Here is a 15,599-nt window from a genome sequence, read left to right as displayed (position 1 = left end):
CTCGTTCGGCGAGGCCGGGTGGCCCTCGGGGCGGCGGTGACGAACAGTGGATCAAGAGTGGGGTGACCGAGGATCCCGTCAACCTGAAGAGGAGCGCTCCATGCGCCGATGTGCCACCGCTGCCGCGATCGTTCTGTGTGGCGCTCTCGCCACGGGAACGGCCGCGCCCGCTCATGCCGCCCCGCGCCCGCCCGCCGTGCCGGCCCCCGGCGCGCCGGACCCCAAGGCCGGCGACGACTCCGTCAGGACCTGGCTCGCGCGGGTGCTGGGGGACATCGACGAGCTGGTCGCCCGCGAGAAGAAGGACGCGGCCGCCGATGTCGCGGAGGCGAAGGCCGAGGCCACCGAGGCGAAGGCCGACGCGGCACGGATGGCGAAGGAGTTCTCCGCCCTGGGCAAGGACGCGCCGGGGCAGTCAAGGCCGGCGCCCGCGCCAGCGTCGGCGCCCGCGCCCGCGCCCGCACCCGTATTCCTCGCGGTGCTGAAGCCGATGCCGCGGATCGGCTGAGGCTGACGCGACCGCCCCCACCCGGCATTTTCCGCGCCCCGGCCCGCCCCCGCGCCGGGGCGCCGGGCGTTGTCGCGCGCGGCGCGGAGCGGGCGCGCACGCCGGGTCGCGCGCGGGGCGCGATGACGTATGCCCCCACGGACACGACTCGTTGGGGTGGTCCCGCGTGCCTGAGAGCGCTCATGGCGCGTTGGTCACCGCATGACCGTATTTCCTGAGCTGAGGTGTGCGGATGCCGCCCTCGGCCCCCTGGCACCCCGAACGGAAGCCCCTTCCGCGGGCGTTGGGGACCGCGCACACGGACGGCGGCCGCTGGACGTGGGCGTTCAGCCGCGTGTCCCCGGTCGGCGCCGGCCCCGTGAGGCCCGCAGCTCGTTCGTGTTCCCCGACAGCGTGTGAATGGAAGACTCCCGTGCGAATTACCGACATTCACGGCTGCGAGGTCCGTCCCGGGCGGCTGGTGGAATGGACCCTGGACCCGGTCATGGTCGAGGCCGCGACCAGCCAGCCCGACGACTCCCGTCCCCCCGCCTACGTGCAGGAGTCACACATCCGCACGGCCCGTTCGGTGCGGGAGGACGGACTTTTCGTGCCCACGTGGCTGGGCGCCGCTTTCGACATCCCGGGGCTCGTCGACCTCGACCGGCTCGAAGCGGCGCTGCGCACCTGGACCCTGCGCCACGAGACGCTGCGCAGCGGTTTCCGCTGGGTCGGTGATGACATGCGCCGCTTCACCGCGGCCTCCGACGCGGTGGCGCTGCGCCGGGAGACGGTGGGCGACTTCCCCGACGCCCAGGAACTGAGCCTCCACCTACAGCACCGCTTCGACGTCGTGGCGGACGCGTTGCGCTGGCCCAACTTCCTGTACACGGCGGTGGTCAGGGACGACTGCGCCAGCGTGTACATGGCGTTCGACCACAGCAACGTCGACGCGTACTCGCTCCAGCGCATCCCCGCCGAGATCTCCGAGCTCTACGCGGCGGGCGCCCAGGAGCGTGCCCAGGAGGCGGCCCCCGTCGGCAGCTATGTCGACTTCTGCGAGATCGAGCGGGCCAGCGCGGACCAGGTCGACGACACCCACGCCATCGTGGCGCGCTGGCGGGAGTTCATCGCCCGCTGCGACGGCCGGCTGCCCGCCTTCCCGGTGGACCTCGGCCTCGAACCGGGCGGGCGGCTGCCCGAACAGAAGCTGCTGTACGAGATGCTGGTGGACGACGCCGACGCCGCCGCGTTCTCCGCGTACTGCCGGCCCTACGGCGGCGGGCAGATCGGGGTCCTGGCGGCCACCAGCCTCATCGTCCACGACATCGGCGGCGACCCGGTCTACCGCACCGTGGTCCCGCTGCACACCCGGGCCAAGTCCCGTTGGGCGGACTCGGTGGGGTGGTACGTCGGCGGGGCGCCGATCGAGATCCCGGTCGCCGGGGCGCTGGGCTTCGACGACGCGCTGACGATGGTGCGGTCCGCGCTGCGCGCCAACAAGTCCCTGGCGCACCTGCCGATCGCCCGCGTGCTGCGTCTGCTCGGCTCGGACTTCCGCCCCACCTCCCCCGATCTCTACTCGATCGTCTCGTTCGTCGACGCGCGGGACATCCCGGGATCTCGGCAGTGGGCCGAGCAGCGGGCGTACGCCATGCTGCGGGTGTCCTACGGGGACCAGGTGTGCGCGTGGTTCACCCGGCTGCACGGCGGACTGCAACTCGCCATCCGCTACCCCGACACCGCGATCGCCCACAAGAACATCCACCGCTACGTGGAGCAGTTGCGGGAGCTCATCACCTCGGTCGCCCGGGGCGGTGCGCTCGCGCCGCCGCCCGCGTGGTCGCGCGGGCAGCACGCGCTCCCCGCGCCGAGGCTGAGCAGCGAGGCGTCCCAGCTGTCGCTGTGAGCCCGTGCGAAAACGGGTGGAATCTTTATTAGCAGGGCCGGCGCGGAAAGGGAAAGGTATGCACGGGCAAGCGCCGATGTCCGTTCGGGCACGCTTTTCCGTCGGGCCGGAATGAATGTTTGCGGGGGCGTCCCGGTGAACGAATGGTCGCTCCCGCAAAGAAAACCGGAAGCATTGACAACGCTTGTGGCTGCCGCTTCACTTCCCCTCATCGGTCGGCGACGATCATTCGGCATCCAGCGGATGTGCGAATCGGTGTGAGTCGGCCGTGCAGTTCACAGCCGATTAATTCATGAGAGGAAGTGACTGACATGGCGAAGATGATTGCTGCCCTGCGCGCCCGTGGTCCGATCAGCCTGCCGCAGCTCAAGAAGACCGAGCCGAGCCTGAAGCAGGCCGCCTGGTACTTCTGGTACTAAGCCGAAGGCCAATCCTGGGCCCGCACACAACGCAGGCCGACTGAATTTCGGTCAGCCGCGTGTGCGGGCCCTCCGCATTTCATTTTTCGGAGCTCTCCGTATGCCATCCGTCATAACGCGCAACCGTAACCGCACCACGGTTTTCGCTCCTCGTCTGCAAGCCTTGTTGGACGACCACCTCGGTAAGGACCTCGTCCGCCTTGAACCCGACACCATCGGCATAGCGGGCGCGGAACTCTCCGACCGCATTCTGAGTGCGCGGCGGGCGACGGAGACCGAACGGCCCACCTTCAAGCCGTTGCACGGCCGGTCGATCACCAAGACCGAGGCCTCGTCGGTGATGCGGACGATCGGCAAGGACGTCCGCGCCGCCCTGGAACAGCCCGACCCCCTGCCGGAGCGGACCGATCTGTCGGGACCCTGGCCGATCACCGGGCACCGGTTCCTGCGCGACCTGGTGCTGCGCGACGACCCGCTCCGGCTGCGCGTGCTGATGTCGCGCACCCTGGAGATCGACCCCCGGCTCACCTGGACCACCATCGTGGCCGGTGCGGCCCTGCCCCTGCGCCCCGCGCCGGGACCCCGGCTGACCCACCTGGCCAACTTGTTCGCCGAGGCGGGCAGTTACCACGACCGGCGCTACGCGATGGGCATCTACCGCCGCGCGGCCGCCCCGGTCTGTTTCACCGTCTCCACCCTCGTCGCCAACGCCCTGTGGCTCGGCTCGCCGTTCGACGACGACGTCTCCAACAGCGCCATCCTGCACGAGGCGATGCGTCTGCTGCCGCCGTCGTGGAACCTGCTGCGCAACAGGTCGCCGGAATACCCCGCGATCGACGCCCGCATAGGGCACGGCGACGACCTCCTCATGCTGCCGCTCCTCAGCCACCGCGACCCCGCCCTGTGGGACGCTCCGCACGAGTTCCGGCCCGAGCGCTGGGACGGCCTCGACCCGGACGACACCCCCGGCTACCTGCCGTTCGGGCACATGTCCGAACGGTGCTGGGGGCGCCACATGGTCATGCCGCTCGCCGAACTCCTCTTGGACCACATCCGGCGGACCGGTCTCGTCGTAGCCCCGGGCCAACGCACCGCCGACGTACCGCTGGTGGGGCTCCTGGGGGTCAAGACCGTCCACGTCGGCCACCGGAACAAGGTGCGTCATGTCTGACCTGGAGATCCTGGACGACTCGTTCTTCGATGGCCCCCACGCCACCTACCGGCGCTGGCGCGAGGAGGGCGGGGCGCGCAGGGCCCGCTATCCGGGGCCGGCCGCCGTCGAGGGATGGGTCGTGACCTCCTACGCGCAGGCCAGAGCGCTGCTCGCCGATCCGAGGCTTTCCAAGGACGGCGCGGCGGAGCGGTTCGGACGCCACGTCGGGCTCACCCGGGGCCCCGGCGGCGCGCTGTTCACGCACATGCTCAACTCCGATCCGCCGCACCACACCCGGCTGCGCAGGATCGTCCAGCAGGTGTTCACGGCGCGTCGCACGGCGGCCCTGCGCCCGATGATCGAAGGCCATGTGTCGGATCTGCTGGACGCGTGGGAGGGGCGGGAGGAGGCCGAGCTGATCAGCGAGTTCGCCCTGCCCCTGCCGGTGGCCGTCATGTTCGCCCTCTTCGGCGCCAGTGACGCCGACCACGAGCTGCTTCAGGTGCGGGGCAACAGCCTCGACGGAGGCCAAGGGGATGGCGAGGTGTCGGTGTTCACCGCCGAGTCCATGCTCGGCTACCTGCGCGCGCTCATCGCCCTCAAACGCGAGCGGCCCGACAGCGGCCTGCTGTCGGCGCTGCTCGGGGCCGGCGACGGCGGCGAGGACGCGCTGAGCGAGGACGAACTCACCTCGATGGCCTTCCTCCTGTTCATCGCCGGACACCAGACGACGGTCAACCTGATCGCCAACGGCGTCCACACTCTGCTCGGCCACCCCGGTCAACTCGCCGCGCTCCAGCGGGACATGACGCTCATGCCCGGCGCGGTGGAGGAGATCCTGCGGTACGAGTCCCCCTCGGGCCTCGCCTCGCTCCGTTACGCCACCGAACCCGTCGAGGTGGCCGAAGGGACCGTGGAGCAGGGCGAGTTCGTCCAGATGGCACTGCTCGGCGCCAACCGGGACCCAGGTGTCTTTCCCGATCCCGACCGGTTCGACATCCGCCGCGAGGAAGCGGCCAGGCACCTGGCGTTCGGCCACGGGATCCACCACTGCCTCGGTGCCCCGCTCGCCCGGCTCCAGGCGGAGATCGCCTTCACCCAGATCCTGACCCGCTATCCGGCCCTGCGCCCGAGCGAGGAGCACGAGGCCCGGTGGCAGGCCAACCCCCGCCACCGCGGCCTGCTCTCGCTGCACGTGCGGCTGAAGTAGCCGCCACAGTAGGAGAGTTGGGCCCGCCTTCAGGCCGGGGGTTTACTGCTTGGCGGCGCAGATCACGTCGTAGGGGCGTCCGATGGCCATGGTCAGGCGCATGGGCTCGGTGGTGCCCGACGGGCACTGCGACGTCTCCTTGACGAGGGCGAGCACCTTGTACGCGCCGGAGCCCGAGGACGCGCAGGGCACCTCCTTGGCCGTGGAGGTCACACAGTCGTCCTTGACCAACTGACCGCCGCCGGCCCCGGGATCGCCGGGGTGGCTGGAGGAGAGGTTGCGTCCGCAGACCGTCTTGCTGGGAATGCCGCCGCCCGAGCTCTTCTTGGAGCCGTAGCTGATGCTCACCTGAATGATGAGGTCCGTGCCGGCCGGGCACTGGATGGCGTCGGGCATGAAACTGGCGGCCTGGACGTCGAGCGCCGTGAACGTGGCGCCCGAGGCGCCGCAGTCGAACGCCGTGTAGCCGTTCGGTCTGTCATCGGGGTCGGGACCGCCGCAGTCGCCCACCTTCCACTCCCCGCTCTTGTGCGAGGGGCTTGAGGAGGATGAGGAGGAGGACGAGCCGTGCCGGAAGAGCTGGGACGCGGCGAAGCCGAGGCCCAGGATCACCGCGAGAATGATCAGGCGGGGGAGGATCCTCCGTCCTCCTCGGCGCGGGGCAGGGGGGACGTTGCTGCCCGGGTGGACCATGGTGGGGCTCCTCCTGAAGGTGATGTATGTCGTGGCCACAGGGGTGGACGCGACATGGACACCTCACGGTTCCGCCCGCAGCCGGCGGAACCGGGCCCCCACCTGCGGCGCCCGTGGCTCAGGGGAACACGCTTGACGCGAGGCCCTGTTGGGGCGCCACCGGCTCGTGTCGTCGCTGCGCGGTGTCGCTGATACGGATGAGGAGGGCGACCATCAGCCAGTTGGCCACCATGGAGGAACCGCCCTTGGCCAGGAACGGCAGCGCCTTGCCGGTCAGCGGGATCAGACCGGTGACGCCCCCGGTGACGACGAACACCTGGAGGACCAGGGCGCCCGCAAGGCCCGCGGCGAGCAGTTTGCCGAAGGGGTCGCGGGCCAGCAGCGCGATGTGGAAACCGCGCTGCGCCAGCAGCCCGTACAGGAGCAGGACCGCCATCACCCCGGCAAGCCCCAGCTCCTCGCCGACGGTGGTCAGGATGAAGTCGCTGTTGCCGGCGAAGCCCACGAGCTCCGGGTGGCCCTGGCCGAGGCCGGTTCCGGCGATGCCTCCGCTGCCGAAGCTGAACAGGGCCTGGCCCAGCTGCTGGGACTGGCCGGCGGCGCGGCCGGCCTGGGTGAAGGCGTCCATGGGGTGCTGCCACGCCACCACCCGGCCGTGGACATGCGGTTCGAGGGAGCCGACCACCATGGCGCCGACCACCGCCATCAGCAGGCCGCACACCACCCAACTGATGCGTTCCGTGGCCATGTACAGCATGATCACGAAGAGCCCGAAGAAGATCAGCGAGGTGCCGAGGTCGCGCTCGAAGATCAGCACCAGGAGACTGAGCATCCAGATCGTGGCGATCGGCCCCAGCTGACGGCCCGGCGGCAGCCGCACGCCGAGGACGCGGCGGCCGGACAGGGCGAGCGCGTCGCGGCTCATGGTGAGGTAGCCGGCGAAGAACACCGCGATCATGATCTTCACGAATTCGCCCGGCTGTATGGACAGCGGCCCCAGCATGATCCACCGCTTGGCGCCGAACTGGTCCGCGCTGGAGAACGCCGGAGCCATCAGGAGCACCAGCGCCACGGCCATCATCAGGTAGAGGTATCGCTGGAGCCATCGGTGGTCGCGCAGCACGAGGAGCAGCCCCACACACGCGGCCACACCGATGGCCGTCCACACCAGCTGGCCGTTGCCCGCCGGGGCGATGCGCAGCCGCGGTTCGGCGATGTAGGTGATGTCCAGGCGGTGCATGAGGACCAGGCCGAGCCCGGTGAGCAGCAGGGCCAGCGGCAGCAGCAGCGGATCGGCCCGCGCCGCCCAGCGCCGCACGGCGAGGTGGGCGACCGCGGCGAGCAGCACGATGCCGAGCGCGAATCCGGTGAACCCGGCGGGCAGCCGGTCCTGCATCGACAGTCCCGTGCACGCGTAGCCGCCGAGCGTGATCACGACGACACCGCACAGCAGCCAGGCTTCCGTACGCCGCCGGTTCGGCGCCCGCGAGAACGCCGCGAACGTCATCGTGTGCCCGAAGGCGTCCTGCGGCTGACCGGCCGTCCGCCAGTCAGCGCTCCTGGGTCCCCGCACGGAAAGCCTCCACCCCCCGGAGCCGGCGGCCCGGGTTCCTCATGTCGCCACTGCTCGCGGTGATCACGCGCCGGAAGACGGCGCGAAGGCGGAGGTGGTTCCCCTCAGCCCCCACCGGACTCGCCGGACCCGCCGCGAGGGTGGCAGGTCATCATCAGCGGGCCGGGGCCGAGCGTGCCACGGACCTGGACGGTCATGGTTGCGCCCGGCCAGGCGTGGCCCAGGAGCGGCCGGCCACCTGGGGCCTTTCAGGGGGCGGTCGGCTGTGCGCCCTGGAGGCGTTCGAGGTCGGAGGGGCGCACCTGGATGGCGAACACCGCGATCAGGCCCGCCACCAGAGCGAAGGCCGTGGCCACGACGAACGCGGTGGAGACGCCCGAGGTGAGCACCTGGTCGCTCCAGGGCCGGGGCAGGGTGCCGGTGCGCCGGAACATCAGCCGCTGAGCCGGGTCCGCCTGGCCGAGGAAGCGGGGAATCTGATCGGACGCCTCGTTCCTGCTCGCGGTGCCGAAGACCGTCACCAGAATGGACAGGCCGAGTGAACCGCCCACCTGCTGGGTCGCGTTGAGCATCCCGGAGGCCGCGCCCGCCTCGTGCGGGGGCACACCGGAGACGGCCATCAGGGTCAGCGAGACGAAGTTCAGACCCATGCCGAATCCGAAGACGAGGAGCGGGCCGAGGATGCTGCCCGCGTACGAGGAGTGGACGTCGGTCCGGCTGAGCCAGGCGAGCCCCGCCGCGGCGAGCAGCGCGCCCGTCACCATGAAGGGCTTCGGGCCGTACCTCGGCAGCAGTTGGGAGGCCAGGCCCGCGCCCACCGCGATGATCGCGCTGACCGGCAGGAAGGCGAGGCCGGCCCGCAGCGGGGAGAACCCGAGCACGTTCTGCACGAACAGGGTGAGGAAGAAGAACATCCCGAAGATCGAGGCGGCGAGGCTCAGCATGATGCCGTAGGTGCCCGCCCGGTTGCGGTCGGCGAACATGTGCAGCGGCGTGATGGGCTGCTGCGAGCGGCGCTCCACCAGGACGAACGCCCCGAGCAGGACGACCGCCGCCGCGAACGACCCCAGCGTGAACGGGTCGCGCCAGCCTTCCTGGGCGGCCCGGATGAAGCCGTAGACCAGCGCCACCATGCCGAGCGTGGAAGTGAGGGCGCCGGCGAGATCGAAGTGGCCCGCATGCCGCTCGGACTCCTTGATGTGCCGGGGGGTGGCGACCAGGATGAGGGCGGCGATGGGCACGTTCACGAACAGCACCCACCGCCAGTCGAGCCATTCGACCAGGACTCCGCCGGCGAGCAGGCCGATGGCGCCGCCGCCGGCGGAGACCGCGGCGAAGACACCGAAGGCGCGGTTGCGCTCAAGGCCCTCGGTGAACGTCGTGGTGATCAGCGCGAGCGCGGTCGGCGAGGCGATGGCACCGCCCACACCCTGCACGGCGCGCGCCGCGAGCAACTGCCCGGAACTGCCCGACAGTCCGCCGAGCAGTGAGGCGAGTGCGAAGAGGAGCACGCCGCACATGAAGACCCGGCGCCGGCCGAGGATGTCACCGGTGCGGCCGCCGAGCAGGAGCAGGCCGCCGAAGGTGAGGGTGTAGGCGCTCACCACCCAGGCGAGGCCGGTGGTGGAGAAGTGCAGCGCGCTCTGGATGTGCGGGAGCGCGATGTTCACGATGGTGACGTCGAGCACCACCATCAACTGGCACGAGGCGATGACGAGGAGTGCGATCCCCTTGCCGCCGCCTTCCCGTCTGCCGGGGGCCGCGGGCTCGGTCGTGGGTGCCGGCTGCGGACTCGTCATGGTGGACCCTGCCCTCGTACGAGGGACCGTGGACTGGGACGTCCACTGTTCAGACGTCCACTGTTCAACCGTAGGCCCGGGTCCTGGGAGCCACCAGTGGAGCGCCGGCCGGTGCGCAGAGCGGCGGGCAGAGGCCGAGTGGGGCGAGCGCGCGTGGGCCGAAGCGGTCGGGGGGAGCTTCGGCCCACGCGCGAGAGGAGGGGCGTGTCAGGCGGTGAGCACCGCGCCCTCGGTGCTCAGCACCGAGTCGTCGAAGGTGCGTGCGCCGGGCAGTCGGTGCCGGGCGGCGACCACGGCGGCGTCGATGTCCCGAGTGCCGGTCGACACGCACAGCGTGTAGGACACATCGTCCAGTCGCTGTCGGGTGGCCTCGCTGCCGTCGGCGGCGTTCAGCACCAGGAGGGCTTCGTACTCGTCGAGCAGATCGCGGAGCACTGCCGGATGCGCCATCAGCATGAGGGGAAACCTCCAGTCGACATGGTCACGATGTGTTTCCTCTTGTGCCCCGCTTCTTTCACCCCACACGTATCCACCGGAAATCAGTCGGGAAAACGGGTGTGCGGGCCGGCGCCGCCGGCGCCGAGCACCCGCGCGGCGCCCCTGCCGTCGGCGCTCCCCTCAGCGGGAGCCCCGGCCCCCCGTGCGGGCGGTCAGTGAGCCCAGCACTTCGCGTGCCATGCCCCGGGCGAGCTCGATCTTGTAGGCGTTGTGCCGCAGGGGGACGGCGTCGGCCAGCTCGGCCTCCACCGCCCGCGCGACCGTTTCGGGGGTCGGCGCGGCGCCGACGAGCGCGGCCTCCATGCGCCGGGCGCGCCAGGGCCGGTGGGCGAGCCCGCCGAACGCGACGGCGACATGGTCCACCACGTCCCGCTCCAGATGGACCACGACCGCCACCGAGGTCAGCGCGAACGTGTGCCCCGCCCGGTCCCGGGCCTTGCGGTAGCGGGAGCGGGCGCCGGGCGGCAGGGGCGGGAGCAGGACGCCCGTGATGAGCTCGCCGGGCCTGAGCACGGTGTCCTGCTCGGGTCTGTCCTGCGGCAGCCGCAGGAACTCCGACACCGGGACACCGCGTACGCCCGTCGCGCACGCCAGCTCGACCACCGCGTCCAGAGCGGCGAACGCCACGGCCAGGTCGGAGGCGTGGGTGGCCACGCAGTGGGGCGAATGGCCGAAGACCGCGTGATCGCGGTTGACGCCCTCGATCGCTCCGCAGCCGCTGCCCGGCACCCGCTTGTTGCAGGGCCTCGACAGGTCCTGGAAGTAGCCGCACCGGGTGCGCTGGAGGAGATTTCCCGCCGTGGTGGCCATGTTGCGCAGCTGTCCCGAAGCGCCGCTGAGCAGCGCCTGGGTCAGGACGGGGTAGCGCTCGCGGACGGCGGGATGGGCGGCGAGGTCACTGTTGCGTGCCGTCGCCCCCACGCGTATCGAGCCGTCCGGCAACTCCTCGATCCGGTCGAGGTCCAGCCGGGTGATGTCGATGAGGACGTCCGGGCGTTCGACGCCGCGACGCATCAGGTCGACGAGGTTGGTGCCGCCGCCCAGATACCGCGCCTCGGGACGCCCGCCGTGGGCGGCGGCTGCCTCCGCCACGGTGCTGGGACACACATAGGCGACCGGCTTCATCGCGTCACCTCCTGCGGGACCGTGTCCTCAAGGACCTCGGCCGCACCCGGGTAGGCACCGCAACGGCAGAGGTTTCCGCTGAGCTGTTCCATGATCTCGACGGCGGTCAGCCGGGCCGGGTCGGCCGGCAGGTCCAGTTCGCTGACGACGGCGGACTGGCCCGCCGCCGTGTCGGCGGGCGTGCCGGCGGCCGCCGACGACTGGCCCGGCGCGCAGTAGCCGCACCGGACGGCCTCCCGTTCGAGGGAGGGCCGTCTGAGGGGGTGGTGGTCCTCCTCCGCGCCGGGTGCGACCGCGAGGCCTTCGATCGTGGTGATCTCGCGCCCCTCCTGCGCGACGGCCAGCAGCAGACAACTGCTCACGCGGCGGCCGTCGAGCAGCACGGTGCACGAGCCGCACCGGCCGTCGTCGCAGCCGTGGTTCGAGCGGGTCAGGGCCAGATTCTCGCGCAGGCACTCCAGGAGGGTGAGGCGATGGTCCAGTTCGACCCGGTGGGTGGTCTCGTTCACCCGCAGGGTCACCTGTGACTCGGTCGCATCAGGGTCGGTCGCCGGGCCCGGTCCCGGGCCCCCGTCGCTCGGGCCGTGTCTAGGTTCCATCGTGTGGGCTCCTCGATCCGGACAGTCAGCAGCCTGACCGCGTACCCACCCTCGTACAGCTCCCCGGCCCCGGCATCTTGAGCGCCGCTCCTAGGGCGCGGCGGGCGCGGGCACGAGTCCGTCGGCGACGAGGCCCGCCATGACCGCGCGGCCGAGGGTCAGCACGGCGGACTGCGGACGCACCATCACCGTGAACTCCTTGATGAGCCCGTCCGCGTCGAAGTGCAGCAGGTCGATCCCGTGGATCTGGCGGCCCTCCACCACGGCACGGAACGGCAGGATCACCGAAGGGGCCTCCTCGCCACTGGCGCTGGTCTCGGCCGCGCCCTCGAAGTGTCCGATGTAGCGCAGGTCCTCGAAGGTGCGTACCAGCACTCCGAAGAGCCCCAGCACCATGTCCTTGCCCTCGAAGGGCGTGAACTTCACCGGGCTGTAGAACCGGATGTCCTCGGTGAACAGGCCCTCTAGGGCGGCCAGATCACGCTTCTCCACGGCGGCGCGGAATCGCTCGGCAGTCTCCATGGCTCCTCCTGATACTCAACAATGTGACTAGTCAGATTGTTGAGTAGGATGCCCGCAGGGGCAGGCAAAAGGGAAGGGGTTACGAGGATGGCTCTGCGACACGCGGTCCTTGCCGCGCTGCTCGACGGCGAGTACAGCGGCTACCAGCTGGCCAAGGCGTTCGACATCGGCGTGGCGAACTTCTGGCACGCCCTGCCCCAGCAGCTCTACGCGGAGCTCGCGAGACTGGAGAAGGACGGCCTGGTGGCCGGGCGGCAGGTGGTCCAGGAGACCCGCCCCAACAAACGCGTCTTCCGGGTCACCGACGCCGGCCGCGCCGAGCTGGAGACGTTCGCCGCAGCCCCGGCCAAACCCTCGTTCATCCGTGACGACCTGCTCGTCAAGGTCCACAGCGCGGACCGCGTCGGCACCACGGCGGTGATCGGCCAGCTGGAGGAGCGGGCCCTGGCGGCCGACGCCAGGATCGAGCTGCTGGACGCGCTGCTGCGGCAGTTGAGGGGCGAGAGCGACGAGGAGGAATTCCTGCTGCGCGGCGAACGGATCGGACCGTACCTCACGTGTCTGCGCGGTCTGGCCTTCGAGCGGGAAAACCGTGACTGGTGCCGGCGGATCGCCGCCGTCCTGCGGCGCAGGGCCGGTGCGGGAGCCGGTGCCGGCGCCGAGCGGTGAACGCGCGGGCGGGCAGGGAAGTGCGTCCACGCATCCGCGCCCGACCTGCCGGTACGCGCCTTGGTTAGGGTGGGCGGGACATCACGTCAGGAACACCCCCTCAAGAACATCACCTCAGGTACCGGAACAAGGAGCAGACGTGAGCGAGACGGCGTCCATCGCCCTGCAACAGGAGATCGCGCGGGATCTCCAGGTCGCCTCGGCCTTCGATGCCGAGCGGGAGATCGAGCGCAGGGTGGCCTTCCTCGCCGAACGGCTGACCTCCACCGGCCTGCGGGCGCTGGTCCTCGGCATCAGCGGCGGGGTCGACTCCACCACAGCGGGCCGGCTGTGCCAGCTGGCCGTCGAGCGCGCCAGGGCCGCCGGGCACGAGGCGCGCTTCTACGCGATGCGGCTGCCCTACGGGGTCCAGGCGGACGAGCACGACGCGCAGGTCGCGCTCTCCTTCATCCGGGCCGACCACGTCCTGACCGTGGATGTGAAGCCGGCGAGTGACGCCGCGCTCCAGGCCGCGCTGAGCGCCGACGTGGCGTTCCGGGACGAGGGCCACCAGGACTTCGTGCTCGGCAACATCAAGGCCCGTCAGCGCATGGTCGCCCAGTACGCGGTGGCCGGCGCGCACAACGGCCTGGTCGTCGGCACCGACCACGCGGCCGAGGCGGTCTCGGGCTTCTTCACCAAGTTCGGTGACGGCGCCGCCGACCTCGTCCCCCTGACCGGCCTGACCAAGCGCCGGGTCCGCGCCGTCGCCGACGCGCTGGGCGCCCCCACCGAGCTGGTGTGGAAGGTCCCGACCGCCGATCTGGAAACGCTCGCGCCGGGCAAGGCGGACGAGGACGCGCTGGGCGTCACCTACGACGACATCGACGACTTCCTTGAGGGCAAGCCGGTGGACCGGCGGGTCTTCGAGATCATCGTTGGCCGCTACCGCCTGACCGAGCACAAGCGCCAACTGCCCATCGCTCCCTGACCGTTGGGCCCCCGGGTGACCGGGGGCCTCTCCTGGGCAGGTGCGTGCGGCGGCGTCCGTACGCCTATGAGAGCTGGTGGCGTTCCACCAGAACGCCCGCGATGAAGGCGAGCGTCGCCACGATGGCGACGGCCAGGAGCAGCGTCAGCCACGGCACTTCGAGCCGGCGCGAGGCGCCGGAACCCTTCGGACCGTCCGCCGTGCCGGGCGCCGGGGCCATCTCGGCCGCCTGGGCTACACCGGCCGCCTGGGGTACGCCTGCCGTCCGGGGCGCCTCTGCCGTCCGGGGCACCTCTGCCGTGCGGGCCGCCGCCGGTCCCGTCGCGGGCAGCACGGTCGTGGTGTCAAGCGCCTCGGCCGCGGTTTCCCGCGCCGGCGCGGGGGTCGTGCCGGCGCCCGGCGCCTCGGTCGTCGTCGGCACGGGCGGCCGGGGGTCCTGGCCTTCGGCCTTCGTGAACGGGTCACGGTCTCGGACCATGTCTTCGGTACTCCCTCGTCCCCGTGCGGGGTCCGTGTGTGGGTGGGTCATGACGCGGCGGGCCGCCCTCGCCTCACGGCGCGACGGTGGTGATCCGCACGCGCTGACCCTGCGTCAGGCCGCCGGTGATCTGGGTGTTGGTGTCCGACTCGACCCCCACCGTGACCTGCGTGGGGTGCGCCGAGCCGTCCGGTCCGACGACCGTCACGGTGCGCTTGGGGCCGCTGCCGCTGAGCGCCGCCGTCGGCACGAACAGCGCGTCGGACGCCTCGCCCGCGACGATCTGGACGGTGACGCCCTGTCCGGTGTGCAGATCCTTGGTCGGACCCATGATGTCGAGCGTGACGGGGTACTGCGCGGCGCCCGCCGGGGCCCCGCCGTTGACCGCGAGCGTGCCGACCGAGAGAACCTTCGCGTTGAGCGTGGTGGTGGACTGCGCGGTCAGGGTGACGGTGGCGGCCTGGCCCGGCTTGAGACGCAGCGCGTCGGTCTCCGAGACGTTCGCCCTGACCTGCATGCCGGTCGGGTTGGTCAGGACGATGAAGCCGCTCGGCGCGGCCGGGGCGCCGCCCGGGGCGGGGTTGCCGGTGGGGCCTGGCGCGGGCGCCGTGCCCGGGACCGCGCCCGTTCCGGCCGTGTACGTCGTCCCGGTCACCGTCTGGCCGACCGACGCGCCCACCGAGGCGACCGTGCCGTCGACGGGCGCGGTCAGGATCGTCCCGTCCAGGGTGCGCTGCGCGGTCTCCACGGCGCTCTGCGCCTGAGCCACCTGCGTCTGGGCCTGGAGGAGCTGGGTGGGGTCGACGGACGCGGCCGCGACGGGAACGGCGCGCGAGACCTTCTGGACGAAGGCCACGCCGGACACGGTGTCCCGGGTGGATTGGCTGGGCGACGGCGCCGGGTCCTTGCTGGACGAGGAGGGCGACGGCGTCGGGAGGCCGGCCGACGGGCTCGGCTTGGGCGAGGGGTCCGCGGGGTGGGTCGGGCCGGCCGTCGCATTGCCGCTCGGCGGCGGACTCGCGGGCTGGCCCTGGGCGACCTTGTCGAGGTACGCCTTGGCCGCGGCCAGCGACGTCTTGGACTGCGCGAGCACGAGGCGGGCCGCCTTGTCGTCCACCCGCGCGAGCTCCTGGCCCTTGGTGACCTTGTCACCCGGCTTGACCTCGACCTTGGTCAGCTGGCCGCCGGTGGTGAAGTTGACCCCGGCGTCACTGGGCGATGTCAGCAGCCCGGCCCCGGCGACGTTCGCCTGCACCTTTCCCGTGGAGACGGCGGCGGTCCGGGTGTCCGTGCGGGAGGGGGCGGAACCGCTGCCGCTGTCCACCACCGCGTAGGCGCCACCCACGGCCGCGATGAGCACTGCACCGAGCGCCGAGTTCAACAGGACGGCTTTGCTCAGCCGTGGAAGGACCTTCATACGGGGAGCCTCGCAGCCGCTCCACCGGGCCGCCATGACCCGCTGGCCAAGCTTACGGACTAGTAACTTACGCGAATG

General features: G+C 71.4%; 15 protein-coding genes. 6 read left to right on the top strand and 9 right to left on the bottom strand.

Annotated features, from left to right (window positions below; translation table 11 throughout):
- The first annotated feature begins 100 nt into the window (after positions 1-100).
- The 4 genes from ACFYM2_RS10260 (at position 101) to ACFYM2_RS10245 (ending at position 5,178) form a co-directional block, all read left to right on the top strand.
- Positions 101-508, top strand: coding sequence for a hypothetical protein (locus tag ACFYM2_RS10260; protein ID WP_388834999.1), 408 nt, complete (start codon positions 101-103; stop codon positions 506-508).
- Between the two features lie 412 nt (positions 509-920).
- The gene (locus ACFYM2_RS10255) at positions 921-2,396 is read left to right on the top strand and encodes a condensation domain-containing protein (RefSeq protein WP_388834996.1); all 1,476 of its coding nucleotides are present in this window, start codon (positions 921-923) and stop codon (positions 2,394-2,396) included.
- A 519-nt stretch (positions 2,397-2,915) separates the two neighbouring features.
- Positions 2,916-3,986, top strand: coding sequence for a cytochrome P450 (locus ACFYM2_RS10250; RefSeq protein WP_358999098.1), 1,071 nt, complete (start codon positions 2,916-2,918; stop codon positions 3,984-3,986).
- The gene (locus ACFYM2_RS10245; RefSeq protein ID WP_358999095.1) at positions 3,979-5,178 is read left to right on the top strand and encodes a cytochrome P450; all 1,200 of its coding nucleotides are present in this window, start codon (positions 3,979-3,981) and stop codon (positions 5,176-5,178) included. The genes ACFYM2_RS10250 and ACFYM2_RS10245 overlap by 8 nt, the downstream gene beginning before the upstream one ends.
- A gap of 42 nt (positions 5,179-5,220) precedes the next feature.
- Here ACFYM2_RS10245 and ACFYM2_RS10240 read toward each other — a convergent pair whose 3' ends face one another.
- The 7 genes from ACFYM2_RS10240 to ACFYM2_RS10210 form a co-directional block, all read right to left on the bottom strand.
- Complete coding sequence (locus tag ACFYM2_RS10240; RefSeq protein ID WP_388834992.1) at positions 5,221-5,871, bottom strand: hypothetical protein; 651 nt, start codon at positions 5,869-5,871, stop codon at positions 5,221-5,223.
- A gap of 118 nt (positions 5,872-5,989) precedes the next feature.
- The gene (locus ACFYM2_RS10235) at positions 5,990-7,378 is read right to left on the bottom strand and encodes an FtsW/RodA/SpoVE family cell cycle protein (protein WP_358999165.1); all 1,389 of its coding nucleotides are present in this window, start codon (positions 7,376-7,378) and stop codon (positions 5,990-5,992) included.
- A gap of 314 nt (positions 7,379-7,692) precedes the next feature.
- On the bottom strand, positions 7,693-9,243 hold the full coding sequence (locus ACFYM2_RS10230) for an MFS transporter (RefSeq protein ID WP_388834989.1): 1,551 nt from the start codon (positions 9,241-9,243) through the stop codon (positions 7,693-7,695).
- A gap of 207 nt (positions 9,244-9,450) precedes the next feature.
- Complete coding sequence (locus tag ACFYM2_RS10225; protein WP_350228832.1) at positions 9,451-9,699, bottom strand: DUF5133 domain-containing protein; 249 nt, start codon at positions 9,697-9,699, stop codon at positions 9,451-9,453.
- Between the two features lie 162 nt (positions 9,700-9,861).
- Positions 9,862-10,866, bottom strand: coding sequence for a xanthine dehydrogenase family protein subunit M (locus ACFYM2_RS10220; protein WP_358999086.1), 1,005 nt, complete (start codon positions 10,864-10,866; stop codon positions 9,862-9,864).
- Complete coding sequence (locus tag ACFYM2_RS10215) at positions 10,863-11,375, bottom strand: 2Fe-2S iron-sulfur cluster-binding protein (RefSeq protein ID WP_358999083.1); 513 nt, start codon at positions 11,373-11,375, stop codon at positions 10,863-10,865. Before ACFYM2_RS10215 ends, ACFYM2_RS10220 begins: the two co-directional genes overlap by 4 nt.
- Positions 11,376-11,555: 180 nt before the next feature.
- Positions 11,556-11,987, bottom strand: coding sequence for a nuclear transport factor 2 family protein (locus ACFYM2_RS10210; protein ID WP_358999080.1), 432 nt, complete (start codon positions 11,985-11,987; stop codon positions 11,556-11,558).
- Positions 11,988-12,074: 87 nt separating this feature from the next.
- Here ACFYM2_RS10210 and ACFYM2_RS10205 point away from each other — a divergent pair, with 87 nt between their 5' ends.
- Positions 12,075-12,656 (top strand): PadR family transcriptional regulator, encoded by a 582-nt coding sequence (locus tag ACFYM2_RS10205; RefSeq protein ID WP_388834985.1) that lies wholly within the window; start codon positions 12,075-12,077, stop codon positions 12,654-12,656.
- Between the two features lie 139 nt (positions 12,657-12,795).
- A complete protein-coding gene (gene nadE / locus ACFYM2_RS10200; protein ID WP_358999074.1) occupies positions 12,796-13,626 on the top strand; it encodes an ammonia-dependent NAD(+) synthetase in 831 nt (276 codons plus the stop codon).
- A 64-nt stretch (positions 13,627-13,690) separates the two neighbouring features.
- Here the strand turns inward: nadE and ACFYM2_RS10195 are convergent, their stop codons facing one another.
- Together ACFYM2_RS10195 and ACFYM2_RS10190 are read right to left on the bottom strand one after the other, a co-directional pair.
- Positions 13,691-14,104, bottom strand: a complete 414-nt coding sequence (locus tag ACFYM2_RS10195; protein WP_388834981.1) for a hypothetical protein — start codon at positions 14,102-14,104, stop codon at positions 13,691-13,693.
- A 73-nt stretch (positions 14,105-14,177) separates the two neighbouring features.
- Positions 14,178-15,521 (bottom strand): efflux RND transporter periplasmic adaptor subunit, encoded by a 1,344-nt coding sequence (locus ACFYM2_RS10190; RefSeq protein ID WP_388459553.1) that lies wholly within the window; start codon positions 15,519-15,521, stop codon positions 14,178-14,180.
- Positions 15,522-15,599: the final 78 nt, after the last annotated feature.

It is taken from the genome of Streptomyces sp. NPDC006711, assembly GCF_042869775.1.
Lineage (GTDB): Bacteria > Actinomycetota > Actinomycetes > Streptomycetales > Streptomycetaceae > Streptomyces.
This window is presented reverse-complemented; position numbering and strand designations above follow the sequence as displayed.

What these genes read in the sequence shown, in the direction of transcription:
- ACFYM2_RS10220 (WP_358999086.1), bottom strand. Translation starts at nt 10,866, where the DNA reads ATGAAGCCGGTCGCCTATGTGTGTCCCAGCACCGTGGCGGAGGCAGCC.
- ACFYM2_RS10240 (WP_388834992.1), bottom strand. Translation starts at nt 5,871, where the DNA reads ATGGTCCACCCGGGCAGCAACGTCCCCCCTGCCCCGCGCCGAGGAGGA.
- ACFYM2_RS10210 (WP_358999080.1), bottom strand. Translation starts at nt 11,987, where the DNA reads ATGGAGACTGCCGAGCGATTCCGCGCCGCCGTGGAGAAGCGTGATCTG.
- ACFYM2_RS10235 (WP_358999165.1), bottom strand. Translation starts at nt 7,378, where the DNA reads ATGACGTTCGCGGCGTTCTCGCGGGCGCCGAACCGGCGGCGTACGGAA.
- ACFYM2_RS10230 (WP_388834989.1), bottom strand. Translation starts at nt 9,243, where the DNA reads ATGACGAGTCCGCAGCCGGCACCCACGACCGAGCCCGCGGCCCCCGGC.
- ACFYM2_RS10205 (WP_388834985.1), top strand. Translation starts at nt 12,075, where the DNA reads ATGGCTCTGCGACACGCGGTCCTTGCCGCGCTGCTCGACGGCGAGTAC.
- ACFYM2_RS10250 (WP_358999098.1), top strand. Translation starts at nt 2,916, where the DNA reads ATGCCATCCGTCATAACGCGCAACCGTAACCGCACCACGGTTTTCGCT.
- ACFYM2_RS10225 (WP_350228832.1), bottom strand. Translation starts at nt 9,699, where the DNA reads ATGCTGATGGCGCATCCGGCAGTGCTCCGCGATCTGCTCGACGAGTAC.
- ACFYM2_RS10245 (WP_358999095.1), top strand. Translation starts at nt 3,979, where the DNA reads ATGTCTGACCTGGAGATCCTGGACGACTCGTTCTTCGATGGCCCCCAC.
- ACFYM2_RS10195 (WP_388834981.1), bottom strand. Translation starts at nt 14,104, where the DNA reads ATGGTCCGAGACCGTGACCCGTTCACGAAGGCCGAAGGCCAGGACCCC.
- ACFYM2_RS10260 (WP_388834999.1), top strand. Translation starts at nt 101, where the DNA reads ATGCGCCGATGTGCCACCGCTGCCGCGATCGTTCTGTGTGGCGCTCTC.
- ACFYM2_RS10190 (WP_388459553.1), bottom strand. Translation starts at nt 15,521, where the DNA reads ATGAAGGTCCTTCCACGGCTGAGCAAAGCCGTCCTGTTGAACTCGGCG.